Origin of the sequence: Yersinia bercovieri ATCC 43970 (genome assembly GCF_013282745.1) — a bacterium.
Lineage (GTDB): Bacteria > Pseudomonadota > Gammaproteobacteria > Enterobacterales > Enterobacteriaceae > Yersinia > Yersinia bercovieri.
Window position 1 is genome coordinate 2,679,066 of the sequence record NZ_CP054044.1, and the last position, 17,701, is coordinate 2,696,766.

The following is a 17,701-nucleotide window of genomic DNA, read 5'->3' on the forward strand; positions in this document are numbered from 1 at the left end:
CGAGGATTTATTCTTCCAGTTTGGGTTGCGGAGCATCATCCGGGATTTTTACGTGAACCTGAATGATACGTCGGCTATCCGCCATGGCAACTTTAAATAAGTAACCTTCAATTTCAATGGTTTCACCTCGGGAAGGTAAGTGGCCAAACGCTTGCATGACCAAACCACCGATAGTGTCCACTTCATCGTCACTGAAATGGGTGTTAAACACTTCATTGAAATCTTCAATTTGGGTCAGCGCACGGATCGTATAGGTGTGCCGGCTGAGTTGACGGACATCTCTGTCCTCTTCATCGTCATACTCATCTTCTATTTCGCCTACGATCAGCTCAAGAATATCTTCAATGGTCACCAGCCCTGAAACGCCACCAAACTCATCAATGACAATGGCCATGTGATAGCGTTGAGAACGGAACTCCTTCAGCATCCGATCGACACGCTTACTCTCTGGCACCACAATCGCCGGCCGTAAGACTTTATCAATGCTGAATGGCTCAGAATCTGTGCGCATAAACGGCAGCAGGTCCTTGGCCATCAGGATACCTTCGATGTGATCTTTGTCTTCGCTGATCACTGGAAAGCGGGAGTGAGCAGATTCAATAATCACATCCAGACACTCATCCAGCGTTTGATTACGCTTTAATGTGACCATCTGAGAACGGGGGATCATGATGTCCCGTACGCGCTGTTCGGCGATATCCATCACGCCTTCCAGCATGTCTCGGGTATCGGGATCGATCAGATCGTTCTGTTCAGAATCACGGATAAGCTCTACCAGATCGCCGCGGTTTTTAGGTTCACCGTGGAATAACTGGTTAAGGATAAGAGTAAAGAACCCTTTCTTGGGACTGGGGCTATCATTGTTTTGTGAGTGGTCGTCGCTCATGGCGTTTTAGTTAAGTTTACCCATATTAAGTGATCATCATTTCAGCCGCGGTAAATTCACGCGGCTGACGGTTTAGTCGGACTCTTTCTCTGAAATATAGGGATCTGGGTAACCCAGGCTCTGCATGATTTCAGTCTCAATCGACTCCATCTCTTCTGCTTCATCGTCAACGATGTGGTCATACCCTAGCAGATGGAGACTGCCGTGAACAACCATATGCGCCCAATGAGCAAATAGTGCTTTCTCTTGCTCGACAGCTTCTTGCTCAACAACCTGACGACAGATGATTAAATCACCCAATAGTGGCAGTTCAATTTCAGGCGGGGCCTCAAACGGAAAAGAGAGCACATTGGTCGATTTATCTTTGCCACGATAGGTCAGATTCAACTGATGACTTTCTGCTTCATCCACCAGGCGGATGGTGACTTCCGAGACCTCTTGAAACTGAGGTAGCACGGCTTCCAGCCACTGCTGAAAATCGGCTTCTGTGGGTAAACCCTGGCTATTGGCGCAGGCAATTTGTAAATCGAGTATCACTTGGCTCACGGAGCCTCCTGCTCAGACGGGGTATGATTTTCCCGCTTACGTTGTTCGGCAATGGCATCTTTGCGTTTTTGTTCCGCAGCTTCCCAGGCTTCATAGGCGATAACCACTTGTGCGACCACTGGGTGGCGCACCACATCTTCGCTATGGAAGAAGTTAAAGCTCAGCTCTTCTACCCCAGACAGCACCTCAATGGCGTGGCTTAAGCCCGATTTCTGGTGGCGCGGTAAGTCAGTTTGCGTGATATCACCAGTAATTACCGCTTTGGAGTTGAAGCCCATACGGGTCAGGAACATTTTCATCTGTTCGATGGTGGTGTTCTGGCTCTCATCTAAAATGATGAATGCATCATTCAGAGTACGACCCCGCATATAGGCCAGCGGCGCGACTTCAATTACGTTACGTTCAATCAATTTCTCAACCCGCTCGAAGCCCAGCATTTCAAACAGGGCGTCATACAGTGGGCGCAGATAAGGGTCCACTTTCTGGCTCAGGTCACCGGGTAAGAAGCCCAGCTTTTCGCCCGCTTCAACTGCCGGTCGGGTCAGCAAGATACGCCGCACATTCTGGCGCTCCAGTGCATCGACCGCTGCGGCAACCGCCAGATAGGTTTTGCCGGTACCGGCTGGGCCAATGCCGAAGGTGATATCGTGATCGAGAATATTGGCAATGTACTGCGCCTGATTGGGTGTGCGCGGTTTGACCATCCCACGTTTAGTGCGGATATTCACCGCCTTGCCGTAATCCGGCACACTTTCGGCGGTTTGCTCCAGCACCCGGCTCTCTTTCACCGCGAGGTGGATATCTTCTGGCGAGATATCTGGGATAACCCCCCGAATCGGGGCGGTATCAACATACAGATGGCGCAGGATATCTGCCGCGGCAACCACGCAGATACTCTTACCGACTAACTTAAAGCGATTATCACGCCGATTAATTTCGATCCCTAATCGGCGCTCCAACTGCTTAATGTTGTCATCAAAAGGGCCGCATAAACTCAGCAGGCGCTGATTATCGGCGGGTTCCAGCAAGATCTCTTGTGTCACTACGTGCAAACTGTTTCTCTGAGTCACTGCGTTCCTCTGGGTATATCATTTATCGATATAACGTCAATCATACATGTCATTTGGGAATTATTCATGGTACACGACGCAGACGCAAGTTTGCGGCTTTCCGTGCCTATTCAAATAGCGGTTGCTGGGTGGTGCAACTTAAAAAGTCTGAATCTGCGCAGCCTCACACCAAAATAAAATAGGCACTGACAATGCAGCGCCTACTGATGCGAGTTAACTCGCATAATTGGGGATCAGGGCGTTCACTATCAGGGTTGATACTGCACCACGCCAATCTCATTCTCTTTGCGTGTGCGTGCAATAACCGATTGCGGTGACTCATGAACTCGCAGATCCATCTGCTGTTCGGTACGCCGCAAGATACCGCGCAGTGAGCTGGCATAAACGTCAATAATTTCCACATCAACGAATTGACCGATCATGCTCGGTGTCCCCTCAAAATTCACCACCCGATTATTTTCAGTGCGACCGGCCAGCTCCATGGCATTTTTACGGGAGGGGCCTTCCACCAGAATGCGCTGCACAGTGCCAATCATCTCGCGGCTGATCTCCATCGCCTGTTGAGTGATGCGCTGTTGCAGAATATGTAGCCGCTGTTTTTTCTCCTCTTCCGACACATCATCTGGCAGATCTGCCGCTGGTGTACCGGGGCGCGAAGAGTAAATAAAGCTGTAACTGGTATCAAAACGGATATCCGCCACCAGTTTCATGGTTTGCTCAAAATCTTGCTGAGTTTCACCGGGGAAACCGATAATAAAATCAGAACTAATTTGGATGCCGGGTCGCGCCTGACGCAGTTTGCGGATGATAGCTTTGTACTCCAGCGCAGTATGGGCGCGTTTCATCATGGTCAAAATACGGTCAGAACCACTCTGTACGGGCAGATGCAGGAAGCTCACTAGCTCTGGGGTATCACGGTAAACATCAATGATATCGTCAGTAAATTCAATCGGGTGGCTGGTGGTAAAGCGCACGCGATCAATGCCGTCTATGGCAGCAACCAGGCGTAATAGCTCGGCAAAACTACAGATATCACCATCATAGGTGGCGCCACGATAGGCATTCACATTCTGGCCGAGCAGATTGACTTCCCGCACACCCTGAGCTGCTAACTGCGCGATTTCAAAAAGAATATCGTCACTTGGGCGGCTGACCTCCTCGCCACGGGTGTATGGCACCACGCAGAAAGTGCAGTACTTATTACAGCCCTCCATGATAGAGACAAAGGCGGTCGGGCCTTCGGCGCGAGGCTCTGGCAGGCGGTCAAATTTTTCAATTTCAGGGAAGCTGATATCCACCACTGAGCTGTGGCTACCCTGGACGTGGTTAATCATCTCTGGCAGGCGATGCAGGGTTTGTGGCCCGAAAATAATATCGACGCAGGGCGCGCGCTGGCGCAGATGCTCCCCCTCCTGTGACGCTACACAACCGCCAACACCAATGATCAGTTCGGGATTTTTCTCTTTTAGTAATTTCCAGTGCCCCAGCAGACTGAAGACCTTCTCTTGGGCTTTTTCGCGAATTGAGCAGGTATTCAGCAGCAGTAAATCGGCCTCTTCGGGAGTCTCTGTTAAGAGGTAACCATGGGTGCTGGCCAGCAAATCAGCCATTTTAGATGAATCATACTCATTCATCTGGCAGCCCCAGGTTTTGATGTGCAGTTTTTTAGTCATTAGATTATTCATCATAAAAATCACATCGCGTGGCATTTTGTGCAGTGTCTGCAAGCGAGAGTGGTGCCCCGCAATTGAGTCGTGGTTAGCGTAAAGGCTCAGTCGTTAAAGGATATTGTAGTCATTTGCCGGTGCGATGACCACCGCATAACGGCTTACTTATTCTGATGCAGGGTGAAAAATCCGGTACACTCATGACAAACAGAATACTTGCCTATGCAAGTACGATTTTAACTTTTAAAGCACAACTAAAATGAATAAATCGCAACCAAATTATGATGTTGTGGTCGTCGGTGGCGGCATGGTAGGTGCAGCTGCGGCGTTAGGGCTGGCACAAACTGGCTGGTCAGTGGCGCTATTGGAGCATGAGGCACCGGCTCCGTTTGATGCCAATAGCGTGCCGGATTTACGGGTTTCCGCCATTGGTTGTACCTCGGTGGCATTGCTCAAGCAGCTCGGAGTCTGGTCAAGGGTGCAACAGATGCGCTATGCCCCCTATCGTCGGCTGGAGACCTGGGAGCAGCCTGGCTCGCAAGTTATCTTTGATGCAGCATCACTCTCGTTACCTGAACTGGGTTTTATGGTTGAAAACCGAGTTTTGCAGTTAGCACTGTGGCAACAGATGGCAGAGTGCCACAATTTGACGTTGCTGTGCCCGTCACGGCTGCAAACTATGGTCAGAGTAGATGACTACTGGAAAATCACGTTAGATGCACAGCAAGAGATACAGGGCCATTTAGTGATAGGCGCTGATGGTGCCAACTCTCTGGTGCGCCGTTTAGTGGGTATTGGCACCAGTGGTTGGCAATATCGCCACTCCTGTATGCTGATTACGGTAGAGACCGATACCCCTCAGCAAGAGACCACCTGGCAGCAGTTCTCCCCCTCTGGCCCTCGTGCTTTCCTGCCGCTGTTTGATCGCTGGGGATCGTTGGTCTGGTATGACAGCCCACAACGTATTCGCCAGCTTCAGGCGATGCCGATGGTGCAATTGAATCAGGAGATAGCGGCAGCCTTCCCATCCCGCTTGGGGGCTGTTAAGGCGATCGCCGCTGGCTCTTTCCCGCTGGTTCGTCGTCATGCGCAGCACTATGTACAGCCGGGGTTAGCCTTGCTAGGAGATGCCGCCCATACCATCAATCCGCTAGCCGGGCAGGGGGTTAATCTGGGGTATCGAGATGTTGATGCGCTGCTTAATGTGTTGAATCAGGCCCGTGAAGTGGCGGAACCTTGGCATAGTGAACAGGTATTACTGCGTTACCAGCGCCGCCGACGTACCGATAATCTGATTATGCAAAGTGGTATGGATCTGTTTTACACCGCCTTTAGCAATGATCTACCGCCAGTGAAGTTTGTACGTAATTTAGCGCTGATGGCGGCTCAACGCGCGGGCAAACTGAAGGAACATGCATTGAAGTATGCATTGGGGTTGTAGGGCGACTGATTTCGGTTGTTAAAGTTTCACCGCTCACCGCTTGGGATAGCGTCGTTGAGGCTTGTCTGCAACCTAATAATTTTGGTTCTCTCTTTTGACGTTGAGCGCAAGATTACGGGGGGCGGGTCACTGCTCTATGGCCCGGCTCAGTTATACCGCAAGGATAAGGGGGGAAATCTAAAACGCAAAAAGCCCGCCGAAGCGAGCTTTTCTAAATTTGGCTGGGGTACGAGGATTCGAACCTCGGAATGCTGGAATCAGAATCCAGTGCCTTACCGCTTGGCGATACCCCAAAAGATGGTGGCTACGACGGGAATCGAACCTGTGACCCCAGCATTATGAGTGCTGTGCTCTAACCAGCTGAGCTACGTAGCCATCCTAAAATCTTTATTCTTAAGAAATTGTATGGCTGGGATACCAGGATTCGAACCTGGGAATGCCAGGATCAAAACCTGGTGCCTTACCGCTTGGCGATATCCCAACTGAAATACAAATCTTTTTGTTACACCACAACCTTGCTGTCTACAACTCACCATCAAAAGAGATGGCTGGGATACCAGGATTCGAACCTGGGAATGCCAGGATCAAAACCTGGTGCCTTACCGCTTGGCGATATCCCATCCGCTGTGACAAACCGATGAACGAATAATGGTGCGGGAGGCGAGACTTGAACTCGCACACCTTGCGGCGCTAGAACCTAAATCTAGTGCGTCTACCAATTTCGCCACTCCCGCAAAAAGATGGTGGCTACGACGGGAATCGAACCTGTGACCCCAGCATTATGAGTGCTGTGCTCTAACCAGCTGAGCTACGTAGCCATCTTTTTTCGCATTACCTTCATCGGCGTTGCGGGGCGCATTATGCGTATATGGCCGAATTGCGTCAACTAATTTTTTCCCGAAAAAGGGCTGAAAGGGTTCGTTTGTTTGGCTTGTGAACAGTCTGGTGATTAAATGAACGAAAATGGTAATTAATTATTGAATTTGCCAGCAAAAGGGGTCATTGGCGAGATTCTGAGTATTTGACCGCAGACGGCTTATCTCACATAAAAAGCAAGGCCGCCAAAGGCGACCTCAGACTGCTGACAAACCCCGATGACGCGATCTGGAATGGAGAGGACGGGTAGACGAGTAAAGCGTCCGCGCCAGGGATGGCGCGGCTCGAGCCTCCAGGGAAGGATTTACGGCGTCTTTACGATCTAGCTGTTCTCTCCGCAACCAGCACTTTGTCAATAACCTCAGGCCGCCAAAGGCGACCTTGCTAGCAGTAATGTTGAGACGGATAGATTGATTATCCGTAATTTAATTCAGTTATTTATAAGCGTCCTGATGGACACCTACCGCGCGACCTGATGGGTCATCCATATTTTTGAATGATTCATCCCATTCGATAGCTTTAGCTGATGAACACGCCACTGACGGGCCGCCAGGAACACACTCAGCCGCACTTGGCAGCGGGAACAGCTCTTCAAAAATTTCGCGATACAGATAACCCTCTTTTGACGATGGCGTGTTGTACGGGAAACGGAAGTGAGCAGTTTCCATCTGTTGATCAGTGACTTGCTCAGCGGCTTTCTCTTTTAATGTGTCAATCCAGCTATACCCCACGCCATCGGAGAATTGCTCTTTCTGACGCCATGCAACGCTGTGTGGCAAATAGGATTCGAAACATTCACGCAGGACATGTTTTTCCATTTTGCCATTGCCGCACATTTTGTCCTGCGGGTTGATACGCATCGCAACATCGAGGAAGTTCTTATCCAGGAAGGGCACTCGGGCTTCAACGCCCCAGGCGGACATCGCTTTATTGGCGCGGGCGCAGTCAAACATATGCAGGGCCAGCAACTTACGCACGGTCTCTTCATGCAACTCTTTGGCGTTTGGCGCTTTGTGGAAATAGAGGTAACCACCAAATACTTCGTCAGAACCTTCGCCAGACAGCACCATTTTAATGCCCATCGCCTTGATTTTACGGGACATCAGATACATTGGTGTCGAGGCGCGGATCGTGGTGACGTCATAGGTTTCAATGTGATAAATCACATCACGAATTGCATCCAGACCTTCTTGCACGGTGAAATGAATTTCATGGTGCACAGTGCCTAAGTGGTTAGCGACTTCTTTCGCTGCACGCAAATCCGGTGAGCCAATCAAACCCACGGCGAAAGAGTGCAGTTGTGGCCACCAGGCTTCACTGCGTTCATCATCTTCGACTCGACGGGCAGCAAATTTTTTGGTGATAGCCGAGATAACGGAGGAGTCCAAGCCACCAGACAGCAGCACGCCATAAGGGACGTCAGACATCAGGTGACTTTTTACCGCGTCCTCTAATGCGTTAGCCAGTTGTACTTTATCGGTAACATTGTTTTTTACGTTATCGAAATCAAACCAGTCGCGATGATAATATTCGCGGATTTCGCCATCCTGGCTCCACAGATAGCTGCCCGCCGGGAACTCTTTGATGGTGCGGCAAACTGGAACCAGTGCTTTCATTTCAGAGGCGACATACATGTTGCCGTGTTCGTCGTGGCCCATATATAGCGGGATAATCCCCAGATGGTCACGGCCAATCAGGTAAGCGTCTTTTTCGGTATCGTATAAGACGAAAGCGAACATACCTTGCAGATCATCAAGGAATTCAGGCCCTTTCTCCTGATACAGCGCCAAAATAACTTCACAATCTGAGCCAGTTTGGAATGCGTATCGGTCGCCATATTGCTGACGCAATGCCTGATGGTTATAGATCTCACCGTTGACCGCCAGAATATGGGTGCACGCCTCATTAAGCAGAGGTTGGGCGCCGGTATTAACGTCAACAATGGATAGACGTTCGTGAGCGAGAATTGCTTTATCATTTGCCCACACACCAGACCAGTCCGGTCCACGGTGGCGCATTAAACGTGACATTTCCAGCGCTTTTTTGCGCAGTTCAATGGGGTCGGTTTTAAGGTCGAGGACCCCGAAAATAGAACACATAATAATCTCCCTAACTTCTCTGCTTTGGCGGTGATGATGTTGAATTTGAGTCGTTCATCGCTGGAACTGTTGTGCGCACAGTTGCTTGTGATTGATGCAAGCTATGCCCCATGACGATGCAGTCATCCGAATAATATTAAGCTGTATGTCCTAAATAGATGCAAAAAACACGCCAATTTACTCTGCTACTGTTTTAGCGCAATAGCTGGCACGGCGGCGGTGTATACAAAGAAAATGCGCTAAAACAGGGAGAAATGGCAAGAAACTTTGGTGCATTGCACTAAAAAAGGGAGTGAGAGGCAAAAGGGCGTGGCGGCCATCGCCGCCAGCAGGGATTAGATAATATCGATTTCGGCAACAGAAGGGTAAACGTAACTCGGGCGGAATGGCATGGCTTCGATATCTGGCAAGGTTGAAACACCGGACAGAACCAAAATCGTCTCAAGACCCGCCTGGAAACCCGCCAGAATATCAGTGCGCAAGTTATCACCCACAATAACGGTGCTTTCTGAATGTGCTTGCATTTTATTCAGTGCGGCGCGGATGATCCACGGGCTAGGTTTACCAACATAAAATGGCTTGCGACCAGAGATCTTCTCAATCGGGGCGCAGAGCGCACCACAGGCTGGCGCGAAACCGTGGCCGTGGCTATCTGGGTTGGTGGCAATAAAGCGTGCGCCATTGGCGACAAAATAGGCGGCTTTATGCATCATATCCCAGTTATAAGAGCGAGTTTCACCGACAATCACAAAATCTGGATTGATGTCCGTGATGGTAAAGCCCGCTTTATACAATTCGTGAACTAATGCCCCTTCGCCAACGACATAGGCTTTTTTACCATCCTGACGGCGCAGGAAATCAGCAGTGGCCATGGCTGAGGTGTAAAACGCACTTTCCGGCACATCAAGCCCTGCGGTGATAAAACGGTTAGCCAGGTCTTGTGCGGTTTGTGATGGGTAGTTGGTTAGGATAACTAGTGGCATTCCGGCATTTTGTACGCGAGCCAAAAAATCATTGGCCCCGGCTATCGCTTTATTGTCATGCAGCAACACACCATCGATATCACATATAACGCTTTTAATTGTCATTGTTTAACTTACTCTTTTAGCGCGGTAATGAGTCACTATAACATGGTCGATTAGGGGATCGACCATGCAACTTCCTTATCAGCGGGTTAGTTTTCTAACAAGCGCTGCAACAAGACACCATTCAACATGGCGCGCTTCGCCAGAGCAAAAGCACCGATTGCGGATTGATGGTCAAGTTGCGAGGTGACTATCGGTAGATTGTGGCGGAAGTTTTTCAGCACTTGCGTGTTAATACAGCCCTGAATGGCAGGAAGCAGAATTTTGTCGGCTTCGATGATTTCACCAGCAATCACGACTTTTTGCGGATTAAATAGGTTGATGGCGATAGAGATGGCTTTGCCCAGATAGCGACCCACATGCTCAATCACTTCACTGGCCAGTAAATCACCCCGATTAGCCGCTTTGCAAATAGCACCAATATGACAATCATCCAGTGTTAACTTACTTGGATAGCCCTGTGTGAGCAGGTGACGCACACGGTTTTCAATTGCCGCATTGGAGGCGACGGTTTCCAGACAACCAAAGTTGCCGCAATAACAGCGCTCACCCAGGGGGTCTATCTGGATATGGCCGATCTCCCCCACGTTGCCGTTGCTGCCTAAGAAGATCTGGCTGTTGACGATAATCCCAGCTCCGGTTCCTCGGTGCAGGCGAACCAATATGGAGTCTTCGCAGTCACGGGTTGCACCAAAATAGTGCTCGGCCAGTGCCAGGCTGCGAATGTCATGACCCACAAAGCTGGTGACATTGAACCGTTTTTGCAGATTTTCGACTAATGGCCAGTTGCTGACACTGATATGGGGCATATAGCGCACGATGCCTTTGCTTGGCTCGACTAGCCCAGGGAGGATGACGGCAATGGCGATCAGTTCACGTAATTTGCGCTGATAAGCTTCAATAAACTGGCTGATGATATTGAACAGTGCATGTTCCAGTGTTTCTTGCGTGCGTTCGGGCAACGAATAGTGCTCTTCACCCAGTGACTTGCCGCTCATATCAAACAGGGTAATGGTGGCATCATGGCGGCCAAGACGGACGGCAATGGTATGGAACTGACGGTTTTCTGTGACGATGGATATAGCGCGGCGACCACCGGTGGAGGCTTGCTGATCGACCTCTTTGATCAGCCCGCGCTCCAACAGTTGGCGGGTAATTTTGGTGACACTGGCGGGGGCTAGCTGGCTGAGATCGGCAATCTGAATGCGCGAAATCGGGCCTTGCTGATCAATAAGCCGATAAACTACGGCACCATTGAGTTGCTTCACAAGATCCACATTACCAATTTGTGACTGTCCGCCGGTGCTCATCAATAAAATTACTCGCTTATTTTAAAACCTCGTTACCGTTAACGATGGTTTTAGTGATTTTATAATCGCGGGTAAAGGCAGTCAGGTTGGCTACTTTGCCGACTTCAATACTTCCTAACTGCTTATCCACGCCAATGGCGCGGGCCGCATAAAGTGTCGCCATGCGCAATGTTTCATCTAGCGCGATGCCAACATGCTCAACACTATTTCGAACCGCTTCGATCATCGTCAGTGCCGAACCGCTTAGTGTGCCATTCTCATCCACACATAAGCCATCGCGATAGTATATTGTTTTACCAGCAAAAATAAATTGATCAATTTCAGCTCCTGCCGGCGCGGTGGCATCGGTGACCAGAACCAGCTTGTCACCTTTCAGCTGTTTTGCGCTACGGATATTGGCCCAATCAACATGCAGACCATCCGCGATAACGCCAGTATAAACCTCAGGCGTATCAAAAATTGCCCCGATCAAACCTGGCTCACGCCCCGTAATGTACGGCATTGCGTTATAAAGGTGCGTCGCAAAGCGGATACCGGCGGCGAACCCTTTACGGGCCTGTTTATAGGTGGCATTTGAGTGACCCGCAGAAACTAAAATGCCCGCTTCTGTTAGCTGTTGAATATATTTTGCATCAACCATTTCTGGTGCCAGAGTGAGTTTGGTAATCACATCAGCATTGGCACAGAGATAATCAATCATTTCGGCGCTAGGTTTACGGATAAACGCCGGATTGTGGGTGCCTTTCTTCAACGGGTTAAGATACGGCCCTTCCAGATGCAGGCCCAGTGCTTGATGCTGGTTTTTTTGCAGGTATGAGCGCATGACATCAACGCCGTGCTTCATAAATTCATCACTGCAAGTAATCAGTGTTGGCAGGAAGCTGGTGCAACCTGATTTTTCATTAGCGCGCTGCATGATATCCAGCGTCTCTTCTGAGATGGCCTCAAGAGAGTCATTGAATTGCACGCCGCCGCAACCATTCAACTGAACATCAATAAAACCGGGGGCCAGAATGGCACCACCCAAATCGCGTATCTCAATACCAGCCGGAAGTTCATCGACAGGACAGATACGTTCGATCAATCCATCAGCCACGACTACAGCATGATTATCCAATACTTCATGGCTGGTATAAATACGGCCGTGAGTTAAAGCGTACATCTTAGCCCCCTGATAACGATTAAAGATCTTTGATGTTTTCAGCTTCCAATTCATGGAAGTATTTTACAGTCTTAACTTTCAATTCCATAGTGGAAGGTTCGTCACACACCATGATGGCCTTGGCATGCAGTTGCAGGCAACTGATGGTCCACATGTGGTTAATGCTACCTTCAACAGCGGCTTGTAGCGCTTGAGCTTTACCGTGGCCGGTCACCAGAATCATCACCTCTTCCGCATCCAGCAATGTACCCACACCCACTGTAAGTGCATATTTAGGCACGAGATTTGCATCACCACCAAAGAAGCGTGAGTTAGCGATGCGGGTTTCTTGCGTCAGAGTTTTGATACGGGTGCGGGAAGCCAGAGAGGAGGCGGGTTCATTAAAGGCGATATGGCCGTCAACGCCGACACCCCCCATAAACAGGTTGATTTTGCCGTAAGACTTAATTTTCGCTTCGTAACGACGGCACTCTTCATCGATATCCGGCGCGTTACCATTCAACAAGTTAATGTTTTCGGCAGGGATATCAACATGATCGAAGAAGTTAGTGTGCATAAAGGTGTAGTAGCTTTCCGGGTGCTCTTGCGGCAAGCCGACATACTCATCCATGTTGAACGTAACAACATTTTTGAAGCTGACTTCGCCGGCTTTATGCATCGCGACCAAGTGTTTGTAAGCTTCCATCGGTGTACCACCGGTTGGCAGACCCAAAACAAACGGGCGCTCAGCAGTTGGTTTGAACGCATTAATACGGTTAACTATATGACGTGCTGCCCATTTACCAACTTCTGTGGTGTTTTTCAGTGGGATAAGTCTCATCGTGCACCTCTTAGGATTGCTAATAGTGGCTATACTCTACGCGGTTTGAGTCATCCAGCTAAGCGTAACTCAGATTTTGACTCATGCGCTGGTACAATGCTTTGTTCATTTTTCGAATGATAAAATAAGTTTTGTATCCTGGCTAGTGTATTGATGCTTTTTCACTGGTTTTTGGTGACATTTATCACAAAATAGGGGGTTTTAATTTGCGTTACGAAATAATTTTTTTACACTCCACAATGAGTCATACATGCGGTGAATAAATAAAAGTGTGCAATGCGTTTTTCTAAAAGGTAGTGAGTAAAAATAAATAAACTACTTAAAGGGTCCGATATCGGACGAATAGGGGGAAAAGTGAATATTCTTAGTTACTTGCAAAAAGTAGGCCGGGCTTTGATGGTCCCTGTGGCCACGCTGCCTGCGGCTGCAATATTGATGGGTGTTGGTTATTGGATCGACCCCGTTAGCTGGGGGGGTGATAATGCGCTAGCAGCATTATTTATCAAATCCGGTGCCGCGATTATCGACAACATGTCCGTGCTGTTCGCCATTGGTGTGGCTTACGGTATGTCAAAAGACAAAGATGGTGCTGCTGCACTGACCGGCTTTGTCGGCTTCCTGGTCTTAACCACGCTGTGTTCGCCAGCTGCGGTTTCGATGATTCAAAAGATCCCGGTTGATCAGGTTCCAGCAGCCTTCGGCAAAATCAACAACCAGTTTGTGGGTATCCTGGTAGGTATCATCTCCGCTGAGTTGTACAACCGCTTTAGCAGCGTTGAGTTACCAAAAGCGCTCTCCTTCTTCAGTGGCCGCCGTCTGGTTCCGATTCTGACCTCTTTCTTGATGATTGTTGTCGCTTTCATCCTGATGTACGTTTGGCCGCTGATTTATAACGCATTGGTGACCTTCGGCGAATACATCAAAGATATGGGTTCTGTGGGCGCGGGTATCTATGCCTTCTTCAACCGTTTATTGATTCCCGTCGGCCTGCATCATGCCCTGAACTCGGTGTTCTGGTTTGACGTTGCCGGTATTAACGATATTCCTAACTTCCTGGGTGGCCAACAGTCTATCGACGCCGGTAAAGCGGTAGTGGGTATCACTGGTCGTTATCAGGCCGGTTTCTTCCCAATCATGATGTTTGGTTTACCGGGTGCGGCATTGGCGATTTATCACTGCGCACGTCCGGAAAATAGAGCGAAAGTGGCAGGTATCATGCTGGCGGGGGCGTTTGCCGCCTTCTTCACCGGTATCACTGAACCACTTGAGTTCTCCTTCATGTTCGTTGCACCAGTGCTGTACTTCATCCACGCCGTGCTGACCGGCATCTCCGTGTTCATCGCTGCGAGTATGCATTGGATCGCGGGCTTTGGTTTCAGCGCCGGTTTGGTGGATATGGTGCTCTCATCCCGTAACCCGCTGGCGACACACTGGTACATGCTGATCCCACAAGGTTTGGTGTTCTTCGCCATTTACTACGTGGTGTTCCGTTTCACTATCCAGAAATTCAACTTGCTGACACCAGGCCGTGAACTGGCGGTTGAGGGTAGCGAGGAGGATGGTTATGACGTGAATGTAAATAACACGCCTGCGGTTAACGAAAGTGAAATCAATGGCCTGGCTCGTCGCTATATCGGTGCTATTGGTGGTTCAGATAACCTGACTGGCATCGACGCCTGTATTACTCGCCTGCGTTTGAACGTGAAAGACTCTGCATTGGTTAATGACAATGTGGCGAAGCGTTTAGGGGCGTCAGGTGTGATTCGTCTGAATAAACAGAGTGTGCAAGTGATTGTCGGTACTCGTGCGGAACTGATTGCTTCAGCCATGCGTGCCGTGTTAGCGGGTGGCCCGGTTCCTGCGGCAAGCAGCACTGCTGCACCTGCTGCGGCCCAGCCTCAGGCGGTCATTAACAGCGCGAAAACCGCTTCATTAGTCTTGGTTTCGCCTATTACCGGTGAGGTGGTGGCATTGGAACAGGTTCCTGATGAAGCCTTCGCCAGTAAAGCTGTGGGTGAGGGTGTTGCCATCCGTCCTACCGATAAAATGGTGGTTTCTCCGGCCAACGGCACCATCGTTAAAATCTTCAATACTGACCATGCCTTCTGTCTGGAGACTGAAACCGGCGCTGAAATTGTGGTTCATATCGGGATTGATACGGTGAAACTCAATGGTCAGGGCTTTGCCCGCCTGGTTGAAGAGGGTGCCACTGTGGTTGCCGGTCAGCCAGTGCTGGAGCTGGATCTGGCTTACCTGAATGCCAATGCGCGCTCAATGATTAGCCCAGTTGTGGTTAGCAATATTGATGATTACGCCGGTATCTCGCTTCTGGCAGGTGACACTGTGGTCGCCGGTCAAAGCCAATTGTTTGAGATTCGTGGCAAATAATCAGTTCACCGGAGTGCTGAACTCCTGAGCACCTGACCTAAGTTTTCATCAAAGCAGCGGGAAGAGAGCAATCTCTTCCCGTTTTTTGTTTTGTTTGCGGTAACAAACGGTTGTTTCCGGGCCGGGCTTGTTGGATTATATGCGGTTATATTTGTTGCGTTTGCATTGAGGAATAGAACAATGAGTGAGGCAGAAGCCCGCCCGAGTAATTTTATCCGTCAGATCATTGACGAAGATTTAGCCAGCGGCAAACACACGTCGGTTCATACCCGCTTCCCGCCGGAGCCAAACGGCTACCTGCATATTGGTCATGCGAAATCCATTTGCCTGAATTTTGGCATCGCACAAGATTATAACGGCCAATGCAATCTGCGTTTTGACGACACCAACCCGGTGAAAGAGGACGTCGAATTCGTTGAATCTATTAAGCGCGACGTAGAGTGGCTAGGTTTCACCTGGAGCGGTGATGTACGTTACTCCTCAGACTATTTTGATCAACTGTACCAGTACGCAATAGAGCTGATTAACAAGGGTCTGGCCTATGTGGATGAGTTAACAGCTGAGCAGATGCGCGAATATCGCGGCACACTGACTGCGCCGGGTAAAAATAGCCCGTATCGTGACCGCAGTGTGGAAGAGAACCTGGCGCTGTTTGAAAAAATGCGTGCTGGCGGCTTTGCTGAAGGCACCGCGTGTCTGCGTGCCAAAATCGACATGGCGTCACCTTTTATTGTGATGCGTGATCCGGTGCTGTATCGCATTAAATTTGCTGAACACCACCAGTCGGGTAACAAGTGGTGCATCTACCCGATGTATGACTTTACCCATTGCATTTCTGATGCGATTGAAGGGATCACCCATTCACTCTGTACGTTGGAGTTCCAGGATAACCGCCGCTTGTATGATTGGGTGCTGGATAATATCTCCATTGAGTGCCATCCGCGCCAATATGAGTTCTCCCGCCTGAATCTCGAATACGCCATTATGTCTAAGCGCAAGCTGAACCAACTGGTGACAGAGAAGGTTGTAGAGGGCTGGGATGACCCACGTATGCCGACTATTTCTGGCTTGCGTCGCCGTGGCTACACCGCAGCCTCTATCCGCGAATTCTGCCGCCGTATTGGTGTGACCAAGCAGGATAACAACGTTGAAATGATGTCACTGGAGTCATGTATCCGTGATGATCTGAACGAAAATGCTCCACGGGCTATGGCGGTTCTTGATCCGATCAAAGTGATTATCGAAAACCGTGCGGCTGGTGAAGAGTGGTTGACGATGCCAAATCATCCGAATAATCCGGATATGGGCACCCGTCAGGTTCCATTTGATAGCGAGATTTATATTGATCGCGCTGACTTCCGCGAAGAGGCGAATAAGCAATATAAGCGCTTGGTACTGGGCAAAGAAGTGCGCCTGCGCAATGCTTACGTGATTAAAGCTGAACGTGTCGAGAAGGACGCTGAAGGTAATGTTACGACGCTTTATTGCAGCTATGACGCCGAAACATTAAATAAAGATCCCGCAGATGGCCGTAAAGTGAAGGGCGTTATTCACTGGGTTTCGGTTAAACATGCCTTGCCTGCGGAAATTCGTTTATACGACCGTTTGTTTAGTGTACCAAACCCGGCAGCCGCAGAAGATTTTCTGTCGACGATTAACCCAGAGTCTTTGGTTATCCGTCAGGGCTTCGTTGAGCCAAGCCTGGCGAGTGCTGTGCCAGAGAAAACCTATCAGTTTGAACGTGAAGGTTATTTCTGTGCTGATAGCCGCTACTCCCGCCCTGATGCGCTGGTCTTTAACCGCACAGTAGGTTTGCGTGATACCTGGGCTGCCAAGGCGACAAACTAAGCTTTAGCAATCAGATTCAACTTAATTGGCGTGGCTAAGTCCACGCCTTTTTTATGCTTAAAAATACCCTTTGTTTTGTTTATTAAACATTAGACCCGCCTATTCAATTTCCTCTTTTCTGCATTTTCTTTTGGTCAATATCGACTGATTACCCTCTTTGCACATGATGACGTGGCGATCTGTAAGTCTTTCTTAAATATTCGCTTTACAAATTAACCAGGGAAATAATGTGATTTTCCACTGGAATATTCCGTGTTTTATTGTATTTGCTGAAACCATTCAAGATGTCAATGAGAGACGATTTTTGAGTTCACTGAGAAGCTTATGCATTGTTTTTAAAGCTTTTGTGAGTTCTGTAATATTTTTTCACAGTTATGTGCTCGTTGTCATACTTTGAATAATTATTGACTTTTTTAATTGATAATTCGCGTCGCGAAAAATAGTCTGTATCCCAGCAGCAATCTTCAGAGCGTTTATCGAAAGAGACGTTTTTTTAAATCAGT

The 17,701-nt window shown here is 49.2% G+C and carries 12 protein-coding genes and 6 tRNA genes; 3 read left to right on the forward strand and 15 right to left on the reverse strand.

What is annotated here, in order from left to right; all coding sequences use genetic code 11:
* Positions 1–7: 7 nt before the first annotated feature.
* The 4 genes from corC to miaB all read right to left on the reverse strand — a co-directional run bounded on the left by corC (position 8) and on the right by miaB (position 4,175).
* Positions 8–886, reverse strand: coding sequence for a CNNM family magnesium/cobalt transport protein CorC (gene corC, locus HRK25_RS12085; protein ID WP_004873307.1), 879 nt, complete (start codon positions 884–886; stop codon positions 8–10).
* Between the two features lie 72 nt (positions 887–958).
* Entirely contained in the window at positions 959–1,432 is a 474-nt protein-coding gene (gene ybeY, locus HRK25_RS12090) for an rRNA maturation RNase YbeY (RefSeq protein WP_032898946.1), read from the reverse strand.
* Positions 1,429–2,502 carry a PhoH family protein gene (locus HRK25_RS12095; RefSeq protein WP_172676376.1) on the reverse strand — a complete coding sequence of 358 codons (1,074 nt, stop codon included), beginning with the start codon at positions 2,500–2,502 and terminating at the stop codon, positions 1,429–1,431. Before HRK25_RS12095 ends, ybeY begins: the two co-directional genes overlap by 4 nt.
* Before the next feature lie 248 nt (positions 2,503–2,750).
* Positions 2,751–4,175, reverse strand: a complete 1,425-nt coding sequence (gene miaB / locus HRK25_RS12100; protein ID WP_032898956.1) for a tRNA (N6-isopentenyl adenosine(37)-C2)-methylthiotransferase MiaB — start codon at positions 4,173–4,175, stop codon at positions 2,751–2,753.
* Positions 4,176–4,428: 253 nt separating this feature from the next.
* Between miaB and ubiF the strand changes: the two genes are divergently transcribed.
* Positions 4,429–5,610, forward strand: a complete 1,182-nt coding sequence (ubiF, locus tag HRK25_RS12105) for a 3-demethoxyubiquinol 3-hydroxylase (protein ID WP_005279090.1) — start codon at positions 4,429–4,431, stop codon at positions 5,608–5,610.
* A gap of 218 nt (positions 5,611–5,828) precedes the next feature.
* On the opposite strand, the gene HRK25_RS12110 is transcribed toward ubiF, so the two are convergent.
* From HRK25_RS12110 to nagB, 11 genes are all read right to left on the reverse strand, one after another.
* Positions 5,829–5,903: transfer RNA gene (locus HRK25_RS12110), tRNA-Gln, on the reverse strand.
* A 5-nt stretch (positions 5,904–5,908) separates the two neighbouring features.
* Positions 5,909–5,985: transfer RNA gene (locus tag HRK25_RS12115), tRNA-Met, on the reverse strand.
* Positions 5,986–6,016: 31 nt separating this feature from the next.
* Positions 6,017–6,091: transfer RNA gene (locus HRK25_RS12120), tRNA-Gln, on the reverse strand.
* 64 nt (positions 6,092–6,155) lie between these two features.
* Positions 6,156–6,230: transfer RNA gene (locus HRK25_RS12125), tRNA-Gln, on the reverse strand.
* Between the two features lie 29 nt (positions 6,231–6,259).
* Positions 6,260–6,344 (reverse strand) — tRNA-Leu (locus HRK25_RS12130).
* A gap of 7 nt (positions 6,345–6,351) precedes the next feature.
* Positions 6,352–6,428: transfer RNA gene (locus HRK25_RS12135), tRNA-Met, on the reverse strand.
* Between the two features lie 492 nt (positions 6,429–6,920).
* Complete coding sequence (asnB, locus tag HRK25_RS12140; protein ID WP_005277166.1) at positions 6,921–8,585, reverse strand: asparagine synthase B; 1,665 nt, start codon at positions 8,583–8,585, stop codon at positions 6,921–6,923.
* A gap of 335 nt (positions 8,586–8,920) precedes the next feature.
* Positions 8,921–9,673: an HAD-IIA family hydrolase gene (locus HRK25_RS12145; protein ID WP_005277163.1), complete on the reverse strand. Its 753-nt coding sequence runs from the start codon at positions 9,671–9,673 to the stop codon at positions 8,921–8,923.
* A gap of 86 nt (positions 9,674–9,759) precedes the next feature.
* Positions 9,760–10,980 carry a DNA-binding transcriptional regulator NagC gene (gene nagC, locus HRK25_RS12150; protein WP_005277160.1) on the reverse strand — a complete coding sequence of 407 codons (1,221 nt, stop codon included), beginning with the start codon at positions 10,978–10,980 and terminating at the stop codon, positions 9,760–9,762.
* 16 nt (positions 10,981–10,996) lie between these two features.
* The gene (nagA, locus tag HRK25_RS12155) at positions 10,997–12,142 is read right to left on the reverse strand and encodes an N-acetylglucosamine-6-phosphate deacetylase (protein ID WP_005277157.1); all 1,146 of its coding nucleotides are present in this window, start codon (positions 12,140–12,142) and stop codon (positions 10,997–10,999) included.
* Between the two features lie 19 nt (positions 12,143–12,161).
* On the reverse strand, positions 12,162–12,962 hold the full coding sequence (gene nagB, locus HRK25_RS12160) for a glucosamine-6-phosphate deaminase (protein ID WP_005277154.1): 801 nt from the start codon (positions 12,960–12,962) through the stop codon (positions 12,162–12,164).
* 354 nt (positions 12,963–13,316) lie between these two features.
* On the opposite strand from nagB, the gene nagE reads away from it, so the two are divergent.
* Together nagE and glnS are read left to right on the forward strand one after the other, a co-directional pair.
* The gene (gene nagE / locus HRK25_RS12165) at positions 13,317–15,350 is read left to right on the forward strand and encodes an N-acetylglucosamine-specific PTS transporter subunit IIBC (RefSeq protein ID WP_032898496.1); all 2,034 of its coding nucleotides are present in this window, start codon (positions 13,317–13,319) and stop codon (positions 15,348–15,350) included.
* Positions 15,351–15,530: 180 nt separating this feature from the next.
* Positions 15,531–17,198, forward strand: coding sequence for a glutamine--tRNA ligase (gene glnS, locus HRK25_RS12170; protein ID WP_005277148.1), 1,668 nt, complete (start codon positions 15,531–15,533; stop codon positions 17,196–17,198).
* The last annotated feature ends 503 nt before the right edge of the window (positions 17,199–17,701 follow it).